This window comes from Ralstonia sp. Ralssp135 (assembly GCF_047304345.1).
In the GTDB taxonomy this organism is placed as follows: Bacteria; Pseudomonadota; Gammaproteobacteria; order Burkholderiales; family Burkholderiaceae; genus Ralstonia; species Ralstonia chuxiongensis.
The window spans coordinates 44,882-65,232 of the sequence record NZ_JBGLYZ010000029.1 but is presented as its reverse complement, the minus strand read 5'-3'; the positions used below and the strand labels follow the sequence as shown (position 1 = coordinate 65,232).

Here is a 20,351-nt window from a genome sequence, read left to right as displayed (position 1 = left end):
GGCGCCCTGGGGTTCGCGGGGGGGGGGGTTTTGGTGGGGGGGTGGGGTCCCATTCCGTTTTTTTTTTTCCCAATCCATTGTTTTTTATTTTTTTTCAAAAAAAAATCGACGTGTCAACGACGGAAAGATAAAGTACTTGCTTAACTATTCGGAGTCGCTATAGTTAACCACATGCTTAACCATGACACTTCCCTCGATCTCGCCTTCCAGGCGCTGGCAGACGGCAACCGGCGCGCGATGCTGGTGCAGCTTGTGCGCGGGCCTGCGTCTGTGAGCGAACTCGCCCAACCCCTGGATATCTCGTTGCCTGCCGTGATGCAGCACCTCTCGGTGCTGGAGAACTCCGGTCTTGTGCGATCGGAAAAGGTGGGCCGCGTGCGTACTTGCCGTATCGAACCCGAGGCGCTGAGCCTCGCAGAGCAGTGGATCAACCAACGGCGCCTGGAGTGGGAGCAACACTTCGACCGACTCGGCGCCTATCTGGACACCCTCAAAACCCAAGGAGACCCGCATGACCACGACCATTGACCGCCCCGCCGGCACGACCCTGCGCCCCCTCGTGATCTCGCGCACCTTCCCGGTATCCCGCGACTGGGTCTTCAAGGCCTGGAGCACCGCCGAGCACATCAAGCGCTGGTTCTGCCCGACGCACTACACGGTGCCCGACGCGACGGTCGAGTTTCGCGTGGGCGGCAAGTTCGACGTTTGCATGCGCTCGCCCGAGGGGCAAGACCACTGGTCGCGGGGGCACTTTCTGGAGATCGTGCCGAACGCGCGCCTGGTGATCGACATGAACGTCGTTGACGGCGACAACCGCCCGCTGATGAACGCCCACACCGTCGTCACCTTTGCCGAAGAATGCGGGGGCACGCGCATGGAAGTCACGCAGACCCACACGCCGCTCGCGCCGATTGCCGAGATGATGATCAAGGGCGCGTCCGAAGGCTGGAAGCAGACGCTGGACAAGCTGGAGCGCGAAGCCGCAAGCGTGCCGGTGGCCGATGGCATCCAGCGCTCGGTGGTGCATGCCACCTTCACGGTGGAGCGCACGTACGACGCGCCGCGCTCGCGCGTGTTCAAGGCCCTCACAGACCCGGCCGCCAAGGCCAAGTGGTTTGCCGGCGGCAACGGCTACACGCTGCTCGTGCGTGAGATGGACGCCACGCCCGGCGGCCGCGAAGTCGTCAAGGGCCGGTGGGACAGCGGTGTCGTGTCCAGCTTTGAAGCGCTGTATCACGACGTCATCCCCAACGAGCGCGTCGTCTATTCGTACGTGATGCACCTAGACGACCGCAAGATCTCCGCCTCGCTCGCCACCCTGGAATTGCGTGAGCCGAAGGACGGTTCGGGCGGCACGCACCTCGTGATGACCGAGCAAGGCGCCTTCCTGGATGGCTACGACGATTCCGGATCGCGTGAGCGCGGCACGCAGTTCCTGCTCGACATGCTCGGCAATTCGCTCAAGGACTGAGCCTCTGCAATACGTCGCGCGTGACGGCCGCCAACGTGACCGCCGCGCCGACGATCAACACTGCCGCCCACAACACGCCGCCCAGGTGCGCCAGAAGCGCCTGGCGCGGCGTCATTGCGCGTACTGCGCGAGTCCGTTGCCGAACGACCAGTTCTCGGGCAGCACCTCCACCAGATTGATGAACACATCTTCGGGCCGCACGCCGGGCTTGTCGCCCAGCAGCTCGACGATGCGGCGATAGAGCGCCTGCTTTTGTTCCAGATTGCGCGTGTTGTTGGCGGTGATCTGGATGATCACAACGTCGTCGCTGCGCGCGATGCCGAAGTAGCTCGGACTGACGCTGAAGGTGCTCGCGTCGTGCTCGGTGAGCGTCATGAAGCGATCGTCTTCCGGCACGTTGAACGTCTCGCGCATGGCGCGATAGACACCATCGAAAATGGCCTGGTGATAAGCAGCAGGCTTGCCGCGCCGCAGCGACACTTGAACGAGAGGCATGGTGAGCTCCGTGGTTTGCAGTGACCACAGCATGCCCCACGTTGATCATTGAAAAAAGACATCCTAAGATATTTCAATCATTCGATTTCAAAATGATTGAACCATGAAGATGCTGGATCTGGAGGCCGTCCAGGCGTTCGTGCTGACCGCCGATCTAAAGAGCTTCACGCGCGCGGCGGAGGCCATGGACTCCACGCAATCCGCCGTGAGCCTGAAGATCAAGCGGTTGGAAGATGCGCTGGGCCGCCGGCTCCTGGAACGCACGCCGCGCCTCGTGCGGCTGTCGCAGGATGGCGCCGCCTTTCTGGCAGCGGCGCGCGAGCTGGTGGCCGCGCACGAGGGCGCGCTTGGCGCATTCGGCATGGAACGGCGGCGGCTGTCGGTCGGGATCAGCCATCACATTGTCGGGGCCGAGCTGCCACGCCTGCTGCGCCAGATGGGCCTGGCCGAACCCGCGTTGACGCTGGAGATCCGCATCGCCAGTTCGTGGGAGATCCTGGAGATTTTCGAGAGCGGCGCGTTGGATGCGGCCATCGTGCTGCGCCACGACAACCGCCGCACCGACGGCGAAGTCCTCATGGAAGAACCCTTCGGCTGGATGGCCGCGCCCGACTTCGAACACCGCGCCGGCGAGCCCATCCGCCTGGCGAATCAAGCTGACACATGCCGCATACGGCAGATGGCAGTCGCCACGCTGGAAGGTGCGGGCATTGCCTGGCAAGAGGTGTTTGTGGGCGGCGGCGTGGCCACCATCGGGGCAGCCGTGGCAGCGGGCCTGGCCGTGGCAGCGCTCAGCCGCCGCGTGGCCCCACCCGGCACGGTGGACATGGGCGAAGCGCTCGGCCTGCCTCCGCTCCCACCGCGCAGCGTGGTGCTGCATTCCCGCTTGACCGATCCTGTGGCGAAGAAGGCGCTGCGCACGTTCGCATCCGCCCTGCGGGCATCGGCGGGGCGGTAGCCCTACGCGCAGATTTGCGCAATCGCTGCACCGCGCGAAGCCCGCGGGGCGACTATGCTTGGCCGCATGAAACCGCGCACTGAACACGACTACCAGCGCCGCATCGCCCGCGTGATCGAAGCGATCCTGGCCGACCCGGGCGCACCACATACGGTGCAGAGTCTGGCTGCGGTGGCGCACTTGTCGCCATTTCACTTTCATCGCATCTACCGGGCGCTTACCGGCGAAGGCGTGTTCGAAACCGTCCAGCGCATGCGGCTGGCGCAGGCCGCGCATCGTTTGAGCGGCGCAGAAGATTCCGTCACCGATGTCGCACTCAACGTCGGCTATGGCAGCCCGCAGGCATTCGCCCGTGCCTTTCGCGAATTCACCGGCGTAAGCCCGCGCGCGTTCCAGAGCCGGCAGCAGGCGTTGAATGTGCGCAGCACAGATACGGCGGATCTGCCGCCCATCGAGCTGATCGAGCAGCCGCCTCTGCACGCACTCTGCCTGCGCCACGACGGCCCCGTCGCAACCATCCGCCAGACGTTCGTCATGCTGCGGCAACTGCTCGGCATCGATATGGAATCGGCGGATGCGCCCGATCGCATTGGCGTCTGCTACGGCGACCCAGAAACGCCTGGCTCGTTCGAGTACTTCGCGGGCGTCATCCTCGATGCGCCACGCGCCATGACCGGCCGCTTGCTGCCGATGCGCATCGAAGGCGGTCTCTACGCTTGCCACCGGCTGATCGGCCCGTACGCGCTGATCGCGCCCACCATGCAGGCGCTCTACGGCGGCTGCCTCCCGAGCTACGGCTTCGAACCGGACGACCGGCCGGCGCTTGAGTTGTATCGCAGCCCAGGGCGGCACCACCCGCCGCGCGCCTGCGTGACTGACCTGATGATCCCCATCCGCAAGGAGTAAAGATGTTGCATCGTTGCCTTGCCGCCGCGCTGGCGGCCTTTGCCATGGGCGCCGCTTATGCCGGTTCGGCAGATGAGCCCGCTGCGCCGTATCACGTGGGCGAAACCACCCGCGCGTTTCACCCGCAGGCTGAACGCCATTGGCGCGGGGCACGCACGCAGGCACTCATCACCAACGTCTGGTATCCGGTGGACGTTTCTGTGTCGGAGGTTTCGCACAACATCGATGCGCCGGGCCGGTCGCCATTCCGCATGCAGCCATCTGCGGGCGAAGCGCCGGTCGCGTCAATGCATGCGCAATATCCGCTGCTGCTGCTTTCGCACGGCACTGGCGGCACGGCAGCAAGCCTCGATTGGATGGCCGCAGCGCTGGCCGCGAACGGCTACATCGTCGCGGGCGTGAACCACCCGGGCAACACGGCGCTGGAACCGCTCACGCGCGACGGCTTCATGCTGTGGTGGGAGCGCGCCACCGATGTGAGTGAAGTGTTGGATGGCGTTCTCGCCGATCCGGTATTGGGCGCGCATGTCGACCGCAGGCGCATCGGCGCAGTGGGCTTTTCGTTGGGCGGCTATACCGTGCTGGAGCTGGCCGGCGCGCGCACAGATGTTCCGGCTTTCATGGCGTTCTGCGGCTCGCCGCAGGCCGATGCGATCTGCCACCCGCCCGAGATCGCCCGTGCGCAGATCAACCCGGCTGCCGACACAACGAGGACACCGCAAACGGAAGCATCGCTGGCCCGCTCCGGTGCGTCCTACCGCGATGCACGCATCAAGGCTGTCTTTGCGATGGCGCCTGCAGTCGGCATGGCGATGGATGCCACGTCGCTCGGCAACATCACCATCCCGGTTTCGCTGATGGCCGGAGAGGCGGATACCACCGTACCCATCGACACCAACGTGCGCCGTGTCGCCAAGCTGTTGCCCAAGACGGATCTGCTGCTAGTGCCGGGCGCGTCGCATTACACGTTCATGGATACCTGCCTGCCCGGCGGTGCGGCCCATGTGCCGCTGCTGTGCAAGGACAACCCCGGCGTCGATCGCGATGCGGTGCATGCCCAGGCCGTGCGCCGGGCGTTGGATTTTTTCGGGGCGACGCTGCCCGGTCAGACCTGAACGCCACCCACGATTCGGTGCAGATCGATTACTGCTTCTGCACCGCCACGCTGCCGATCGAATAGCCCGCGCCAAACGAGCAGATCATGCCGAGGTCGCCCGACTTCAGGTCGGCACGATGGCGGTGGAACGCAATGATGGAACCTGCCGATGCCGTGTTGGCGAACTCGTCGAGAATGACCGGCGCCTCGTCGGCCGATGCGTCGTGCCCAAGCAGGCGCTTGCCGATCAGCTGGTTCATCGCCAGATTGGCCTGATGCAGCCAGAAGCGGCGCACGTCGGCCGGGACATGGCCCAGTTGCTGCAGATGACCGGCAATGTGTTCGGCGGCCATCGGGCAGACTTCCTTGAAGACCTTGCGGCCTTCCTGGCGGAAAAGCTGATCGCGGTCGTCCGGGTTGCGGTCTTCGCTGCGCGAGAGGTAGCCGGCGTTGTTGCGGATGTTGTTGGAAAAGCTCGTCGCGCACTTGGTGCCGAGCACACGCCAGGCGTCGGTGGAACGCGTATCTTCTGCGCGCTCGACCAGCACGGCCGTGCACACGTCACCGAAGATGAAGTGGCAGTCGCGGTCTTTCCAATCGAGGTGGCCGGAGGTGATTTCCGGGCTCACCACCAGCGCGGCGCGCGCCGTGCCGCTGCGCACGGCATTGATGGCCTGTTCCAGCCCGAAGGTGGCCGACGAACACGCGACGTTCATGTCGAACGCGTAGCCGCCCGCGCCAATGCCGTTCTGAATCTCCACGCCCAGTGCCGGATACGGACGCTGGAAGTTGGACGTCGCGCACAGCAGCATGTCGACGTCGGCGGCATCACGGCCGGCAGCAGCCAATGCATCGCGCGCGGCCGCCACGCCAATCTCGGCTTGCAGCGACAGCGCCTCATCGGGACGCCGCGTCAGATGCGGGCGCATGCGCGTCGGGTCCAGCACGCCGGCCTTGTCGATCACGTAGCGCTGGCGAATACCCGAAGCCTTCTCGATGAACTCCGCCGACGACTCCGCCAGCGCCGTCAGCTCGCCCGCGGCAATCGCTGCGGCGTGCTGCGCGTTGTAGAGCTGCGCGTAAGCGTTGTAGGAGGCGACCAGCTCCTCGTTGGTGATGACCTCGGGCGCGACCCACAGGCCCGTGCCGCTGATAACGACGTCGTGCATACCCGGAATTTGTTAATTTTTCGTGGCGGCGACGATAGCACATCGGCCGGGCAACGCGGGGCGCGGGATGTGGTCGTTTACGTCTAGTTTGGCCTTGCGCTGCCGAGCGCACATGCCCAGACGCCGCCCCAACTCCGCGCCGCAGCACTGGCACAGCCAGCAAAACAAAACGGGTGACAGCACCGCTCTGTCACCCGCCCTTTGTTGCGTACCGCCGGCGTGGAGCTTACTTGCTCGCAGCAAGCTCCATGATCATGCGCGATAGCAGATAGAGACGCGGCACGACGCTCTCCACCTCTGCGTATTCCTCCGGCGTGTGAATGCCGCCGCCAACGATGCCGAAGCCATCAAGCGTGGGCGTGCCGACACCGGCCGACAGGCTCGAATCGGCCGCGCCGCCGCTGCCTTCGAGCGTCAGCTTGCGCCCGATCTCGCCGTAGATGGCTTGCGCCTTGGCGGCAAGCTGGTCCGACGCAGCATTGCGCGGCATCGGGGGGAAGCCTCGCACCAGCGACGTCTTCACCTCTGTATCGGGGATCAGCTTGTTGGCCGACACGCGCGTCATGTCGCGTTCCACGCGGTCGAATTCCTCCGGCACAGCCACGCGCACATCTGCATAGGCCGTTGCATGGTCGGGAATGACGTTGGTTGCGTCGCCCGCCTTGAGCACGGTCACGTTGAAGGTCGTCTGCTTGGCGCTATCGCCCAGCTTGCCGAGCTGCAACACCTGGTGCGCCAATTCGTTGGCGGCGTTGCGACCCGACTCCGGTGCCACACCGGCGTGCGCGGCCTTGCCTTTGATGTCGATCTCCGCCGTGCCGCTGCCCTTGCGCCACACGACCAGCCCATCGGCGGGTCGGCCAGGCTCCAGGTTGAGCGTCACGTCATGCTGCTTGGCCTCGCGCTCGATCAACGCACGCGTGCCCTTGGAGCCGGTTTCCTCGTTCGTGTTGAGCAGCAGCGTGACTTGCCCGTACTGCTTGAAGTCGAGCTGCTGAAGAATCTTCATCGCGTACAAACCCGCTACCACGCCGCCCTTGTCGTCCATCACGCCGGGGCCGTAGGCGCGCTTGTCCTTGATGGTGAACGGCTTGGCGCGGGCCGTGCCGTCTTTGAAGACGGTGTCCATGTGGGCCATCAGCAGAATGCGCGTCTTCCCAGTGCCCTTCCAGGTTGCGAGGATGTTGTTGCCGACTGCCGGCGCGGCGGACACCGTTTCCACCTGGGCGCCGGCTTTGCGCAGTTCATCGGTGACGATGCTGCCCATTTGGCTGAGCCCCGCTTCGTTGCCCGTTCCCGAATCGATGTTCACCAGGCGCTCAAGCAGGTGCAGTGCGTCGCCACGGTAACCCTCTGCGGCGGACAGCACCTTGGGATTGGCATCGGCAGCGCAGGACAAACCTGAGGCACACAACAGCAGCGCAGCAACGGCAAGGCGGGATGGTTTCATACGGGACCTTTGTAGCGGAGTGGCAAAACGGCCATTACACACAAGATCGGTGCTTGCGGGGGCGGCCATGTTGCGCGAGGCGCACGGGTGGCACCCGCAGCTTGCTCTGGCAGACAAGTCATGCAGTGGCGGCGAGAGGCGTGATCAAGCACCGGCCCAACTATTCATTGCATGCATTACCGGTCATTCAAAGAATAAATTTCACAAATAATACGTGCGCCGCTAATCTGATCCCCTTTGATTTGGCGAGCAGACGATGGCAGAGCTTTATCTCGTACGGCACGGACAGGCCTCGTTTGGCGCGGCAGATTACGACCGGCTCTCCGAACGCGGCGAGCAGCAGAGCGTCTGGCTTGGTGAATATTTCGCACGACATGACATCGTTTTCGATCGCGTCATCTGCGGCACATTGCGCCGCCATGAGCAGACCGTCGACGGCATCCTGCGCGGCATGGGCGTTTCGGGCACAGCGTATGAGCAGCACGCCGGGCTGAACGAATACGACTTCCAGGGGCTCTTTGCCGCGCTCGGCGAAGATTTCCCGGAGCTGACGCAACTGGCCTCGGGCTCGATGCGCGATCACTACCGGGCGCTCAAGCAGGTGCTGCATCTGTGGTCGGACGACAAGATTCGTGGGCCGCTACCCGAGACCTGGGCTGCCTTCCAGCAACGCGTGGCCGATGCGCGCGCGGCCATCCAGGCCGGCGGCGGGCAGCGTGTGCTTGCGATCAGTTCCGGCGGCCCAATTGCGGTGACCGCGCAACAGGTGCTGGCCGCACCGCCCACAAGCGCGATTGCGCTGAACCTGCAGATCCGCAACAGCAGCGTCTCGCAGTATTTCTTCAACGCTGAATCGTTCCAGTTGGCCACTTTCAACGGCGTCCCGCATCTGGACGACCCGGCGCGACGCGCATTCCAGACATACGGCTGATCGCCCAGGCGGACGCCCAAAACACATAACCATTGGAGGAGCACAACATGAGCACGAACCTGTTCGACCTGACCGGAAAGATCGCCCTGGTCACCGGCGCCAGCCGCGGTATTGGCGAAGAGATTGCCAAGCTGCTTGCAGAACAAGGCGCGCACGTGATCGTGTCGAGCCGCAAGCTGGGCGACTGCGAAGCCGTGGCAGAACGCATCCGCGAAGCCGGCGGCAAGGCAGAAGCCCTCGCCTGCCACGTTGGCCGCATGGAAGACATTGCCGCGGCGTTCGACACCATCCGCCGCACGCACGGCCGGCTCGACATCCTCATCAACAACGCGGCGGCAAACCCGCACTTCGGCCACATCCTCGACACGGATCTGGCGGCGTACGAGAAGACTGTTGAGGTGAACATCCGCGGCTACTTCTTCATGTCGGTCGAAGCCGGCAAGATGATGAAGGCACAGGGCGGCGGCGCGATCGTCAATACCGCGTCAGTCAATGCGCTGCACCCGGGCGACAAACAGGGCATCTACTCCATCACCAAGGCCGCCGTCGCGCACATGACGCGCGCCTTCGCCAAGGAATGCGGGCCGTTCGGCATTCGCGTCAATGCGCTGCTGCCGGGCCTGACCAAGACCAAGTTCGCAGGCGCCCTGTTTGAAGACAAGGCCACGTACGACCGCTGGATCAGCGAGATCCCGATGCGCCGCCACGCCGAGCCGCGCGAGATGGCCGGCACGGTGCTTTACCTCGTGTCGGATGCTGCGAGCTACACCAACGGCGAGTGCATCGTCGTCGATGGCGGCATGACGGTCTGACACCGGCCCAGCCACGCAGAGCAAGCGAGATGGCGACCCTGCCCCATGCAACGACGGCGCGTGCCGACTTCGGCCGCGTGTCGGTGTTCTTCGGCGAGAAAAGCGGGAAATATCCCGACGGCAACCAGGTCCTCATCCGCGGCTCGGATACGCTGGCCGCGTTAGACACGCCGCTCGTCTCCAACCACATCGGCCCCGAGTTCGACGCGACCGAGCTGGTGGTGATGGGGCACGTGCATGAAGACCACATGGCGGGTCTGCATCGGCTGCCCCGCGCGACGGTGTACGTGCATGAAGCCGATCTGGCCGCCGCCCAAAGTTGGGAGGGGATGGTCACCACGTACGGCCTGGACGATGCGACCGCGCCAGCCATGCTGGAAAAGCTGCAGCGCGAATTTTTCTATGCGCCGCGCCCCGATGCGCTGGGCTATGAAGACGGTGCGCGGTGGGACCTGGGCGATACGCACGTCCGCGCGTTTCACATGCCCGGCCACACCGCCGGCCACACCGTTCTGCTGGTCGAGCCCGAAGGCGTGGCGTTCATCGGCGACATCGACCTGACCGGCTTCGGCCCCTACTACGGCGACGCCTGCTCAAGCCTGCGTGATTTCCGCCGCAGTCTGGCGCGCCTGCCGGACATTCCGGCCAAGGTGTGGGTCACGTCGCACCATCGCGGCATCTACACCGACCGCGCGCACTTTCTGCGCGACTTGGCGGCATATATGGCCAAGCTCGATGAACGTGAAGAGCGCCTGCTGGCCAGGCTGCGCGAATCCCCCAAGACACTGGCGCAATTGGTGGAGCAACGCCTGCTGTATCCGCCGGGCCACGAGGCATTGTGGGTCGTCAGCGCGGAAACCCGCACGATTTCCCAGCACTTGGCCGAACTGCAGGCCGATGGGCGGGTGCGGGTGGATGAACGGGGCGTCTATCGGATCAACTGAGCCGCCTGTCGCGGTAGTGCGGCGAGCCCGCACCAGCGCCCTTGAAATCCGCGGATACCTGTATATATTTACAGTAACTGTAAATTTATACAGCACTCACCATGGACGACCTGATCCGCATCGAAAACGAGTACGACCGCCAGACGGTGCTCTGGCTGCGCGAGCGCCTGGGTGAACAGGCGCTGAACGAAGTCGTGTTGCGCATGGACGGCCGCGGGCGGCCATATGCGTCGGAAGTCTGCCGCACGCTGGGCCTGACGCCGCCGCCACGCAGGCGGGCGACACCGCGCGCGCGACCGCTCAACCGGGCCGTTGGCGAGGCATATCTGGCCGCTATTCGCGGCATCCTGGGCGGCGGGCACGCAGCGGCGTAAGCCGGCGTGCGCTAATCCGCAAGCGTGGCGGCCGTTTCTTCGCGCAACCAGGCGAGCCACGCGCCGGCCGCGCTGTCGGCAGCGATAGGCGCATCGGCCAGCAGGTAATAGCCTGAGCCGTCACGCCGGAACCCTTCGGGCGCAATCAGCCGCCCATCTTTCAGGTCATCACCGGCCATCAGCTTTGACGCGATGGCCGTGCCCTGCCCCGCCAGGGCCGCCTGCAAGCTCAGATAGAAATGTTCGTAGCGCGCCTCGGGCAACCGACCGCGCGGCCGTGCCGTGCTGCTGGCCCGCCACCACGCCTGCCATGCATCTGGGCGCGTGGCGGTATGCAGCAGCCGTCGGCGCGCGGCGATATCCGCTTGTGGGGCGTGCACCGGGCCGATCCATTCGTCGCAAATGGCCGCCGCATGCACGTGTGCGGGCCATGCAAAGTCATCGCGGCGCACTGCGACGTCCACTCCGGTGCGAGCGAAATCGATGGGACCACCCGCAGCAAACAGATGCACCTGGATGGCCGGATGCCGCGCTTGAAAGCGCGACAGCCGCGGGATCAGCCACCGCATCGCCAGCGTCGGCTCGCACGACACGACCAGCGCTGAAGACGTGGCCCGACGGGCAATCCGGTCGATGCTATCTGTGAGAATCGCGAACGCATCGGTGGCAGCCAGCCGCAACTGTTCGCCCGACGGCGTCAAGAAGACTGCCCGGTTGCGCCGCTCGAACAGCTCCACCCCCAAAGACGCTTCCAACTGCCGTATCTGGCGGCTGACAGCGCCATGCGTAACGTGCAATTCCTGCGCCGCACGCACGAAGCTGCCATGCCGGGCGGCAGCTTCAAACACACGCAGGGTATTCAGCGGAGGCAGCGCCATCTGTCAGTTTTTCTCACCTAAAAACGGCATCATAAATCGATTTTCAGCGATGACGGACGCATCCAGAATCGGCGCATCCTCACTTTGCGATTGCGCCCGACATGACCGAACTCCTTGCTGTTGCCGTCATCACCATCCTGGCCGTCATCAGTCCGGGCGCGGACTTTGCCATGGTCACGCGCAACAGCCTGCTGCATGGGCGGCGCGCGGGCGTGCTCTGCGCGCTGGGCATTGCGCTGGGCGTACAGGTGCACGTGTTCTACACGATGTTCGGCGTGGGGCTGCTGATTGCGCATGCGCCAGCGCTTCTGCAGGGCATCAAGCTGGTGGGTGCGGCCTACCTGGTGTGGATTGGCTGGAAGACGCTGTCGGCCAAGGCGTTGCCCAACGGTGAGGCAACCGCCCACGGCACCAGCACGCCGACGCTATCGACCCTCGCCGCGCTGCGCATGGGCTTTCTAACCAATGCGCTCAATCCAAAAACGACGCTGTTCGTGGTCAGCACGTACACGCAGGTCGTTCACGCTGGCACACCGCTGGCCGCGCAGTTCGGCTACGGCGTGTTCATGTCGGCGGCGCACGCGGTGTGGTTTGCGTTGGTGGCGGCGGTGTTTGCGTCGGGTGCGTTGCGACGTTCGCTGCTGGCGCGGCAGCGCATCGTGGACCGCGTGATTGGCGTGATCCTGATCGGGTTGGGATTGGCGCTGGGGCTCGCGCGGCTTGCGTGATGCCACGCAGAGCAGCCTGCCCATGCCTGCGCCCATGCCGTCTGTCCCAGGTCTTCTGCTGCATTAACAGGCGCCAGCCTGTTTGAGACAGTGCCCTCGCGCCCTGCCCATCGCCACGCAGCGATGAACGCCACCGCGCAAACCTGACTCGCAGCACAACATCACACCTGGAGTGCAACCATGCAATGGAATCGCGCCTTCACTGACCTCATCCGCAACGGCCGCGCAGCTTACTGGGGCAACTGGACGCTCGCCCCCACCATCAGAACCGGCGCCGTCGGTTTTGTGTCGCCCGACACCGGCGACTTCACGCCCGTCAAGCCGGAAACGCCGGGCGTGGCAGTCAACACGCGCACCGTCCCCAATCAATGGAAGCTGTCGACCAACAACGTCCACCGCACTGAGACCAACGTCAAGCTCGATGGCTCGGCCACCGATCCTGAAAGCGGCACCAAGATCAACGCGGGCGTGGAAGTGAAATGGGAGTTCTCGTCGGTCGGGTCGATCGCCTCGGAATTCGGCATTGCCTCGGAGTCGTACATCAACGACCTGACGCAGCTTACGCGGCCCGAGACGATCAAGTGGCTGGCCGAGCAGGCGCAGTCCGTCAGCATGGGCTCGGGCGGCAACATCGCGCAGGGCTTCGGTGTGGTGACCAGCGTGATCCTGGCCAACAGCGGGCTGAACGTCGGCTCGCAAGACAACAACTCGTCGTTCTCGATCACGGGCTCGGCGGGTGCCGTGCATGACATGCTCGGCAGCGCGACGGGCAAGGGATCGTTCGTGTCGGTCAACCAGACCAAGAGCGTCGATCAGCACCTTTGGCCGTTCGAGCCGGGCAAGCAGGCGCCGGCGCCCATTCCGGTGGCCTACACGTTTGCGTCGTTCGACGGCAATCTGCTGATCCCGAACTGGATCACGCGCCTGGGCGGCTTCGAGATCTACTTCAACAACAAGCCGGGCTGCACCTACGTCACGCACATCAAGCTGCGCTACAACACACCGCAAGGCCCGCGCAGCGACGAGTTCTCGCTCAGCGGCGGCATCTCCAAGACGGTCGCGAACATCCCGCTCAACGCCACCGATATTCAGGTCGACGTGAAGTTCCAGGGCGTCGTGAACAGCGACAACTACGCGTTCCGCTGGCCCAGCCCGCTCGGCCAATGGCTGACCGGCCGGCGCGAGATCGAGATGACCGGCGTGTGGCCGGGCCCGACCCACGCCGTCGAGAAGTAACGCCAAAAGCAAAGCGGCGGAGCGCCCGGGAGGGGACGTCCGCCGCGTTGCATCTGCACGCGATGTGCGGCGCGTTATGCCGCCTGCTGGCGCTTGCGTTCGATATCCGGCAGGAACACCGTCAGCAAGCCGATGAGCGGCAGGAACGAGCAAAGGTGGTAGACGTTGTAGATGTCGGTTGCGTCAGCCAGCTTGCCGAGCACCGCGGCGCCAATGCCGCCCAGCCCGAACGCGAATCCGAAGAACAGGCCCGACACCATCCCGACCTTGCCGGGAATCAGTTCCTGCGCATACACGAGGATGGCCGAGAACGCCGAGGCCAGCACCAGCCCGATGATCACCGTCAGCACGGCGGTCCAGAACAGGTTGGCGTACGGCAGCAGCAGCGTGAACGGCGCCACGCCCAGGATCGACACCCAGATCACGACCTTGCGGCCCACGCGGTCACCAATCGGCCCGCCCACGATCGTGCCCACCGCCACCGAGAACAGGAAGAGGAACAGGAACAGTTGCGACGTCTGCGCCGACAGGTGGAACTTGGTGATCAGGAAAAACGTGTAATAGCTGTTCAGGCTCGCCAGATAGAAGTACTTGGAGAACAGCAGCACGACCAGCAGCGTCATCGCAAACGCCACCTGCTTGCCCGACAGCTTGACCGCGGCATGCGCCCGGCCACCCGCCTTGCGACCATGGCCCGCGGCACGTTCACGCTTGTACCAGCCGCCTACGTGGTAAAGCACGAAGATAGCGATCAGCGCCGCGATCGAAAACCACGCTAGGCTGTGCTGCCCATACGGCATGATGATGATTGCCGCGAGCAACGGACCCATCGCGCTGCCCACATTGCCGCCCACCTGGAACAGCGACTGCGCCAGCCCATGACGGCCGCCCGACGCCATACGCGCCACACGCGACGATTCCGGATGGAAGATCGACGAGCCCGTGCCCACCAGCGCCGCCGCCAGCAGCACCGTGCCAAAGTTGGGCGCCATCGACAGCAGCACCAGCCCCACCAGCGTGAAGCCCATGCCCACCGACAGCGAATACGGCTTCGGATGCTTGTCGGTATACAGCCCGACCATCGGCTGCAGCAGCGACGCCGTGATCTGGTACGTGAGCGTGATCAGCCCGATCTGCGAGAAATCGAGGTGGAAGTTGCCCTTGAGCAGCGGATAGATCGCCAGGATCAACGACTGCATCATGTCGTTGAGGAAGTGCGCGAAGCTGATGGCGCCGATCACGCCAAAGCCGGTCTTGTCGGCCTGCGCGGCGGGGGCTGCCGATGCAGCGGCCGTGCCGTTTGCGGTGGTTTGCATGATGGTTTGGGGTAACGAGGATGAGGCGAGGAAGCGCTCAATCTTGCGCCTAAACGGTGCAGGCGTGTTACCGCAAATTCGACAACGATTAACGCAAACCGGACAATTTACTGTCGGGGCAAAAGCGTCAGCCCGCGCGGCGCCATTTCCACCAAAACACCGGCCATCTTCCCGCAAACCCTTGCCCAGCTTGCCCTGGCAGGCAGCTAACGTGTTAGCCATTTTCGCGCGCGGAGCTACTCCGTTCGGAGCATGGCCGCTCAGGAGACGCTTTCTATACTCGGCAGCATGGACTGCAGCACGACGCCAGAAGCAACCGCAAGGCGCCAGTGTCGACAGCCTGACGGATACGCTGCGTAAGCAATTTCACACACACAACGATCCGCAAACCGAACCGATGGCCAGCATCGACGATGCCGCACATCGGCCAACATGGGAGGGGAGCCATGATGATCCTGCTAACGGGAACGCTATGCCGCGCGATGGGAGACCTTTTTTATCAGGCCTTGCTCGACGACCGGGTCGTCTGCTGCTTCGTCACGTCCGAAGCCGTGGATGTCACCGGCAACGCCACGCGCCCGCCGCCCGCTTCGTTCCCGTGTACCGACCCTCGGCTCGCTGACGTCTCTCGGTCAGCGAGTTATTGCGCGCCCCTCGTCCCGTAGGGCGCGCTCTTTTCTGCCGATGCCGTCAGCGCGGGGGCGCTGGCGGGTCACCCTGCACCTCAACCCCACACGAGAAACGTCTCAGCCGATCAGCTCGGCGTCCGTCAGCTCGCGCTTCAAATAGGCGTACAGCACGGGCGCGGCAATCACGCCACCCAAACCAAACAACGCCTCCATCACGATCAGCGCGAGGATCAGCTCCCACGCGCGCGCATCGATGCGGCTGCCGATGATGCGCGCGTTCACGAAGTACTCCAGCTTGTGCACCACGACCAGAAAGATGAGCGATGCCACCGCCAGCTCCAACGATGCGGTGACGCTCATCACAACGATGGCCGTGTTGGAGATGAGGTTGCCCGCCACGGGAATGAGCCCCGCCACGAAGGTCAGCAGGATCAGCGATTTGGAATACGGCACGTGCTGCCCGAACAGCGGCAGCGCACCCAGCAGGTAGATGGCGGCGAGCGCCGTGTTGAGCGCGGAGATTTTCACCTGCGCAAACACCACGGCTTCGAACGCGTCGGTCAACCGGCTCAGCCGGTCCACCAGTGCTGCGGCCAGCGGCTTGTGGTGCTCGGGGTCAAGCGTATCCGACCACGCCACCATCGCCCCCAGGATCAGCCCGACCAGCATCAATGCGCTGGCACGCAACCCGTCAATACCGAGGGTCGACACCTGATGGCCATGTTCCTTGATCATCTGCACAAGCTGCACACGCAGCTCGGTCACCGATTGCGGAACGTAATTGACCACCGCCGCCGGCAACGATTCCCGCACGTTGTCGAGCACGTCGGCAATGCGTGTAAGCATGCCTTCGAGCCCATGGCCGTGCTCGACCAAGCGGCCGATCCCGATGCCAAACCCTGCAAGAATAAGGGCCGCGACCACGGACACGCAGATCACCGCAATCGACTTCGCGCGCTGGGACAGCCTGCTGCGCTCGCGTAAGCGAGCTTCCAGCTTGCGCGCCAATGCATAGACGAGAAAGCCGGCAATGGCGGCCGGCAGCAGGTGCAGCCACAGCACGGCCGCAATCATCGCCGCCACCAGCACGTAGCTGACAGCGTTGATGGAGCGAGTGGGTGCGCTGGGAGAAAGCTCGGGAGGCAGCATCGTCATGAAAACAGGCCGGCAGCAATGTTGATGGAGAGGGCGAGGATGCTCGTATTGAAGAAGAACGACAGCAGCGATTGCCCCAGCACCGCGCGCCGCATTGCACGCGAACGAATGCTGATATCGGCCGTCTGGCTGGCGACCGCGATCGTAAAGGAGAAGTAGAGGAAATCCCAATAATCGGGCTCGAGCTGCTCGTCGGGAAACTGCAGCGGGGGCTCGTGGGGCGCACGGTAATACAGATGCGCGTAGTGCACCGTGAACATCATCGGCACCATGAGCCACGCGCCCAGCACCGTGATACCGGTGAACAGGTAGTGCGACGACTGCGCATGCCCCGCCGACTTGGCCGTCGCGAGTTCAAACGCAATGGCCACCATGCTGGCCACCACGCCCAAGCAGACCACCGCCAGCACGGCCGAGGCACGCTCGTCTTCACGGCGGGCGACGGCGCGGATGCGGTGTGGGTCTGCACGCAGCATCATCACCGTGATCAGGATGAGGTACGCCCACACGGCGATGTCCCAGCCGAGCAGCAGGCGCGCAAGCCACCCGTGCGCTGGCACAACAACGACCGCTATAGCGCCCAGCGCAAACGCAGACAGCAGGCGCGGCCGTGTTGCCGCAAAGCGGGAAACCTGGGAAATCTCGGAGGACTTGTCTTGCGGGTTCACATGCGCCTCAGGTGCGTGCTCGGGATGTTCACACAAGGCCGGCACCGCCAGCCGATGAGGCGACATGGTAGCCGCTTCAGCGCAGCATCAGGTTGGCGAGAACATTGAAGCAAACGAGCGCTTGCAGCGCTCCCGCAGGCGCTCGTGCGTTGAGAGCTGCTCTGCGATGACGGTGGCTTCCGGATACACGCGGCACATGCCGATCATGGCGGTTTCAAGCGACCCCTGCGAGCCGGCCTGGAACTGGAATTGCTCCAGCACCGTGTCATCGGCATCGCGCACGGTGATCTGGAATGGGCCCGGCGTGACGGTCACACAGCCGGCCAGCATGGCGGCCGCGGCCAGCGTAAGGCCCAGGAGGGAGCGGGTCGGACGACGGAAACGAATCATCATGGCTTCCTGGTTGCGATGAGAGTAAGACGCCGCAATGGCAACTCGGTTCGCAATCATCGCGCTTCCCGGTGACGCAAACAAAAACGCCCGCAGTGTGCGGGCGTTTTTGCGGGACGAACCAGGCTCAGGCCACGGCGCCTTCGGTGTACGGGTCAAACTTGCCGCCAGCCTTGGCGCCTTCAGTATAGGTATCGAACTTGCCGGCACGGGCCAGTGCGCCTTCCGTGTACGGATCAAACTTGCTACCGGCCTTGGCACCTTCGGTGTACGTATCGAACTTGCCGGCACGGGCCAGTGCGCCTTCCGTGTACGGATCGAACTTGCTGCCGGCCTTGGCGCCTTCGGTGTACGTATCGAACTTGCCGGCACGGGCCAGTGCGCCTTCCGTGTACGGATCGAACTTGCTGCCGGCTTTGGCGCCTTGCGTGTACGGATCGAACTTGTCGCCAGCCTTAGCGCCATCCGAATACACGTCGAAACGTTGGCTGACCTGCGCAGCACCTTGCGTGTACACGTCAAACTTGGCTGCTGCCAGGGCCGGCACACTTGCCAGGGCGATCAGGGCAGCAATCAGGGTACGTTGGGCTTTCATGATGTCTTCTCCAGATGGGCGCAGCGCGTCGGGCAGGTGATCCGGGCATTTCCGGGATCTTCTTTTTCGCTGCGGCGCCGCATTCGATGAAGTCATCGTAGGCGAGCCTGTTCAGACAATAAATGTCGCGACAGACAATTTATTGTTGCGATATGTGAAATTAAGGGAAAACCCGCATCAACAGTGGCTTTGCGGCTTGCAGCAAAGGCTAGCGGGTTTATTTGCGCAAACCAAGAATGTGACTTTTTCACCCAAAGTCAGCGTTGTGCGGCTTTCGAACGGGTTTTATTGTTGCGCTCTGACGCATCGCATCATGGTTGCGAGACCCGCACAGATTGTCATTTCCCGATACAAACGCGCACAGGTTGGCGAAAGACTCTGTGTCACACTGCCCGGCATTCGCTTTCAAACCCATCCACGATGAAACGCCTTCTGCTCGCTGTGTCCTTGCTTGTTGCTGCATGCCTTTCCGGCTGCGGCGTGGTGGCCGCGCCGTGCCGGGTGGCGTCGGCAGGCCTGAAGATGGTGCCGCTGGTGGGGCATGTGGTGGCCGCGCCCACTGACGCCTGTGCCGACATCATCGATTGAGCGTCACTGGGCGCGGCAAACCCAATATCTATTTCTATTGAGGCTTCGCAGCCTCCTGCTGCTGAATCACCCAGTCCTGCAAGTCTTTCAGTTGCTGGGCGTTGCTGTGGAAAGCTTCGGCCTCGCGCTCGTGCTGGGCTTCAACGTCAGAGAGGACAACGCCACTGGCGGTTTCATCAAGGAGGCCGGCGGCGCTGGGAAGCTCGGCCCGGTTGGCGGAGTTCCACATGCCGACAAAGCGACCAGGGATGCGACAAGCAGCATCGTCGTGCACAACGATTTCATGGGGTACCTCGCGGTCTCGGTAAACGATGCGGTCACGGAAAACGGTCTGGATGCGCGCCTCGGCCTGGGCGGCTCGATCGCTCACCTGGGCAGTCACCGTGGCTTGGCGGACCTCCGTTTGTGCGGCGACCACCTTGGCTTGCAGCGCATGCGATCGCTCGATCTGAAGCCGATGCAGATCTCCGGTGCCGTAGCCGAGGCCAAACGCCAGCCCCAAAGCCAGGAGCGCGCCACCCCAAAAGCGCGGGTCGAGCAAGCTCATGATGCTGTTCCTCCTGCAAGCACGGCGCGAGCGCGCAACCACAGTGCACGCCGATCATCGAGGCCATTCGTGCCGCCATTGATCCGCCGCGTCAGTTGCACGAAGGCGGCGTCGCTGTCCTGATCGGCAAAGCGGTTGAGCCCATTGATCAGCCAGAACCACGCGGCTGATGCCGTGGCGTGCGCGGGTGTCTCGAGCAGCTCGGGCTGCGCTTCGAGATCGAGGCCCAACGCAATGCCACACGCACGGTAGTTGGCGCGGCCCGTGATCTGGATAAGGCCGCGGCCAAGAAAGCGCTTGCCGTCGCCGGGTTGCGTATTGCCGAGGTCGGCACGCCCTTCGTAGCCGCGCTGCGCAAGCGTCGGCCCCCACAGCTCGCGCACGTAGCGCAGTTGCCCGGATTCGTGCCCGACCTGCGCAAGAAACGCGGCAATGCGTGCGGGCGTGTTGATCTGCCGGAACAGCAACACGTCGGCCAGGATGGGGGCGAACACATCGGCGCGCCCGCCGGCGCTGGGCATGACAGCGCGCAGTTGCACCGCAGTAAGAAGCGGTTCAGCCATGGTTTGCCTTGTGCAGGGATTCGCGCACGTCGTCGACGACCTCGGCGAGGTCGGCATCGCGCCGCTTGTTGATGAAGTTGAAGACCCAGCGCACGAACGCCCAGCCAGGCAGGCCGCAGACAAAGTAGATGCCGCCGAGTGCCATGGCACCGTTGGCCGAGCCGATCCAATGCGCTACCCCGAAGTACTGGATGACGGTGGCGCCGCCGCCCACACTGGCGATGACGGTGGAGATGAGCGCCACGGCCCACTCTCCGCGGGCGCGAGGCAACGTCATCACCATGACGACGATGGTGGCGAGCACAGTCGCAGCAAAAGCCACGGCCGCGAACCCGCCAAGCGCCTTGAAGGCAGCAGCGCCCGCCACCCCCGCAACGGCGCTGCCGCTGATGGGTTCAGACATGGTTCCCCCGGATATGAAAAAGCCCGCGCGAAGGCGGGCTGTGTTGCTG

Annotated in this window: 24 protein-coding genes; 12 read left to right on the top strand and 12 right to left on the bottom strand. The window is 64.1% G+C overall.

The genetic code is table 11. The features are described from left to right. The first annotated feature begins 171 nt into the window (after positions 1 to 171). Both ACCD03_RS18720 and ACCD03_RS18715 read left to right on the top strand, forming a co-directional pair. The gene (locus tag ACCD03_RS18720; protein WP_413412518.1) at positions 172 to 528 is read left to right on the top strand and encodes an ArsR/SmtB family transcription factor; all 357 of its coding nucleotides are present in this window, start codon (positions 172 to 174) and stop codon (positions 526 to 528) included. Continuing rightward, positions 512 to 1,471: an SRPBCC family protein gene (locus ACCD03_RS18715; RefSeq protein WP_413412517.1), complete on the top strand. Its 960-nt coding sequence runs from the start codon at positions 512 to 514 to the stop codon at positions 1,469 to 1,471. The genes ACCD03_RS18720 and ACCD03_RS18715 overlap by 17 nt, the downstream gene beginning before the upstream one ends. Before the next feature lie 111 nt (positions 1,472 to 1,582). Here ACCD03_RS18715 and ACCD03_RS18710 read toward each other — a convergent pair whose 3' ends face one another. Continuing rightward, complete coding sequence (locus ACCD03_RS18710) at positions 1,583 to 1,966, bottom strand: tautomerase family protein (protein WP_316676341.1); 384 nt, start codon at positions 1,964 to 1,966, stop codon at positions 1,583 to 1,585. Positions 1,967 to 2,069: 103 nt separating this feature from the next. Here ACCD03_RS18710 and ACCD03_RS18705 point away from each other — a divergent pair, with 103 nt between their 5' ends. The 3 genes from ACCD03_RS18705 (at position 2,070) to ACCD03_RS18695 (ending at position 4,945) form a co-directional block, all read left to right on the top strand. Next, the gene (locus tag ACCD03_RS18705; protein ID WP_413412516.1) at positions 2,070 to 2,924 is read left to right on the top strand and encodes a LysR family transcriptional regulator; all 855 of its coding nucleotides are present in this window, start codon (positions 2,070 to 2,072) and stop codon (positions 2,922 to 2,924) included. Between the two features lie 66 nt (positions 2,925 to 2,990). After that, on the top strand, positions 2,991 to 3,830 hold the full coding sequence (locus ACCD03_RS18700) for an AraC family transcriptional regulator (RefSeq protein WP_413412515.1): 840 nt from the start codon (positions 2,991 to 2,993) through the stop codon (positions 3,828 to 3,830). A 2-nt stretch (positions 3,831 to 3,832) separates the two neighbouring features. After that, positions 3,833 to 4,945, top strand: coding sequence for an alpha/beta hydrolase family protein (locus ACCD03_RS18695; RefSeq protein WP_413412514.1), 1,113 nt, complete (start codon positions 3,833 to 3,835; stop codon positions 4,943 to 4,945). 28 nt (positions 4,946 to 4,973) lie between these two features. Here the strand turns inward: ACCD03_RS18695 and ACCD03_RS18690 are convergent, their stop codons facing one another. Then, entirely contained in the window at positions 4,974 to 6,095 is a 1,122-nt protein-coding gene (locus ACCD03_RS18690) for a beta-ketoacyl-ACP synthase III (protein ID WP_413412513.1), read from the bottom strand. A gap of 226 nt (positions 6,096 to 6,321) precedes the next feature. Beyond that, complete coding sequence (locus tag ACCD03_RS18685) at positions 6,322 to 7,545, bottom strand: M20/M25/M40 family metallo-hydrolase (RefSeq protein WP_045203461.1); 1,224 nt, start codon at positions 7,543 to 7,545, stop codon at positions 6,322 to 6,324. Positions 7,546 to 7,801: 256 nt separating this feature from the next. Between ACCD03_RS18685 and ACCD03_RS18680 the strand changes: the two genes are divergently transcribed. From ACCD03_RS18680 to ACCD03_RS18665, 4 genes are all read left to right on the top strand, one after another. Continuing rightward, positions 7,802 to 8,476, top strand: coding sequence for a histidine phosphatase family protein (locus ACCD03_RS18680; protein ID WP_413412512.1), 675 nt, complete (start codon positions 7,802 to 7,804; stop codon positions 8,474 to 8,476). Positions 8,477 to 8,523: 47 nt separating this feature from the next. After that, a complete protein-coding gene (locus ACCD03_RS18675) occupies positions 8,524 to 9,288 on the top strand; it encodes an SDR family oxidoreductase (RefSeq protein ID WP_045203463.1) in 765 nt (254 codons plus the stop codon). 29 nt (positions 9,289 to 9,317) lie between these two features. Further along, positions 9,318 to 10,232 (top strand): MBL fold metallo-hydrolase, encoded by a 915-nt coding sequence (locus ACCD03_RS18670; protein WP_413412511.1) that lies wholly within the window; start codon positions 9,318 to 9,320, stop codon positions 10,230 to 10,232. Between the two features lie 101 nt (positions 10,233 to 10,333). Beyond that, on the top strand, positions 10,334 to 10,606 hold the full coding sequence (locus ACCD03_RS18665) for a hypothetical protein (RefSeq protein ID WP_045203465.1): 273 nt from the start codon (positions 10,334 to 10,336) through the stop codon (positions 10,604 to 10,606). Positions 10,607 to 10,617: 11 nt separating this feature from the next. Here the strand turns inward: ACCD03_RS18665 and ACCD03_RS18660 are convergent, their stop codons facing one another. Then, complete coding sequence (locus tag ACCD03_RS18660; protein WP_413412510.1) at positions 10,618 to 11,484, bottom strand: LysR family transcriptional regulator; 867 nt, start codon at positions 11,482 to 11,484, stop codon at positions 10,618 to 10,620. A 101-nt stretch (positions 11,485 to 11,585) separates the two neighbouring features. Between ACCD03_RS18660 and ACCD03_RS18655 the strand changes: the two genes are divergently transcribed. Beyond that, a complete protein-coding gene (locus ACCD03_RS18655) occupies positions 11,586 to 12,212 on the top strand; it encodes a LysE family translocator (RefSeq protein WP_024977635.1) in 627 nt (208 codons plus the stop codon). Between the two features lie 180 nt (positions 12,213 to 12,392). Continuing rightward, positions 12,393 to 13,448, top strand: coding sequence for a hypothetical protein (locus ACCD03_RS18650; RefSeq protein ID WP_413412509.1), 1,056 nt, complete (start codon positions 12,393 to 12,395; stop codon positions 13,446 to 13,448). A gap of 74 nt (positions 13,449 to 13,522) precedes the next feature. Here the strand turns inward: ACCD03_RS18650 and ACCD03_RS18645 are convergent, their stop codons facing one another. From ACCD03_RS18645 to ACCD03_RS18625, 5 genes are all read right to left on the bottom strand, one after another. Then, positions 13,523 to 14,764: an MFS transporter gene (locus ACCD03_RS18645; protein ID WP_316676587.1), complete on the bottom strand. Its 1,242-nt coding sequence runs from the start codon at positions 14,762 to 14,764 to the stop codon at positions 13,523 to 13,525. 746 nt (positions 14,765 to 15,510) lie between these two features. After that, positions 15,511 to 16,548: an AI-2E family transporter gene (locus tag ACCD03_RS18640; protein WP_413412508.1), complete on the bottom strand. Its 1,038-nt coding sequence runs from the start codon at positions 16,546 to 16,548 to the stop codon at positions 15,511 to 15,513. After that, complete coding sequence (locus tag ACCD03_RS18635; RefSeq protein WP_413412520.1) at positions 16,545 to 17,216, bottom strand: DUF1345 domain-containing protein; 672 nt, start codon at positions 17,214 to 17,216, stop codon at positions 16,545 to 16,547. The genes ACCD03_RS18640 and ACCD03_RS18635 overlap by 4 nt, the downstream gene beginning before the upstream one ends. Before the next feature lie 87 nt (positions 17,217 to 17,303). Beyond that, positions 17,304 to 17,606: a hypothetical protein gene (locus ACCD03_RS18630; RefSeq protein WP_045203558.1), complete on the bottom strand. Its 303-nt coding sequence runs from the start codon at positions 17,604 to 17,606 to the stop codon at positions 17,304 to 17,306. A 127-nt stretch (positions 17,607 to 17,733) separates the two neighbouring features. Beyond that, positions 17,734 to 18,201 (bottom strand): hypothetical protein, encoded by a 468-nt coding sequence (locus ACCD03_RS18625; protein ID WP_325651204.1) that lies wholly within the window; start codon positions 18,199 to 18,201, stop codon positions 17,734 to 17,736. Between the two features lie 420 nt (positions 18,202 to 18,621). Between ACCD03_RS18625 and ACCD03_RS18620 the strand changes: the two genes are divergently transcribed. Beyond that, positions 18,622 to 18,789, top strand: a complete 168-nt coding sequence (locus ACCD03_RS18620) for a DUF6726 family protein (protein WP_413412507.1) — start codon at positions 18,622 to 18,624, stop codon at positions 18,787 to 18,789. A gap of 34 nt (positions 18,790 to 18,823) precedes the next feature. On the opposite strand, the gene ACCD03_RS18615 is transcribed toward ACCD03_RS18620, so the two are convergent. From ACCD03_RS18615 to ACCD03_RS18605, 3 genes are read right to left on the bottom strand one after another with little or no spacing between them, the layout of a single operon-like run. Next, positions 18,824 to 19,336: a hypothetical protein gene (locus tag ACCD03_RS18615; RefSeq protein WP_413412506.1), complete on the bottom strand. Its 513-nt coding sequence runs from the start codon at positions 19,334 to 19,336 to the stop codon at positions 18,824 to 18,826. Then, entirely contained in the window at positions 19,333 to 19,899 is a 567-nt protein-coding gene (locus tag ACCD03_RS18610) for a glycoside hydrolase family 19 protein (protein WP_413412505.1), read from the bottom strand. Before ACCD03_RS18610 ends, ACCD03_RS18615 begins: the two co-directional genes overlap by 4 nt. Further along, entirely contained in the window at positions 19,892 to 20,302 is a 411-nt protein-coding gene (locus tag ACCD03_RS18605; protein ID WP_175537094.1) for a hypothetical protein, read from the bottom strand. The genes ACCD03_RS18610 and ACCD03_RS18605 overlap by 8 nt, the downstream gene beginning before the upstream one ends. Between the last annotated feature and the right edge of the window lie 49 nt (positions 20,303 to 20,351).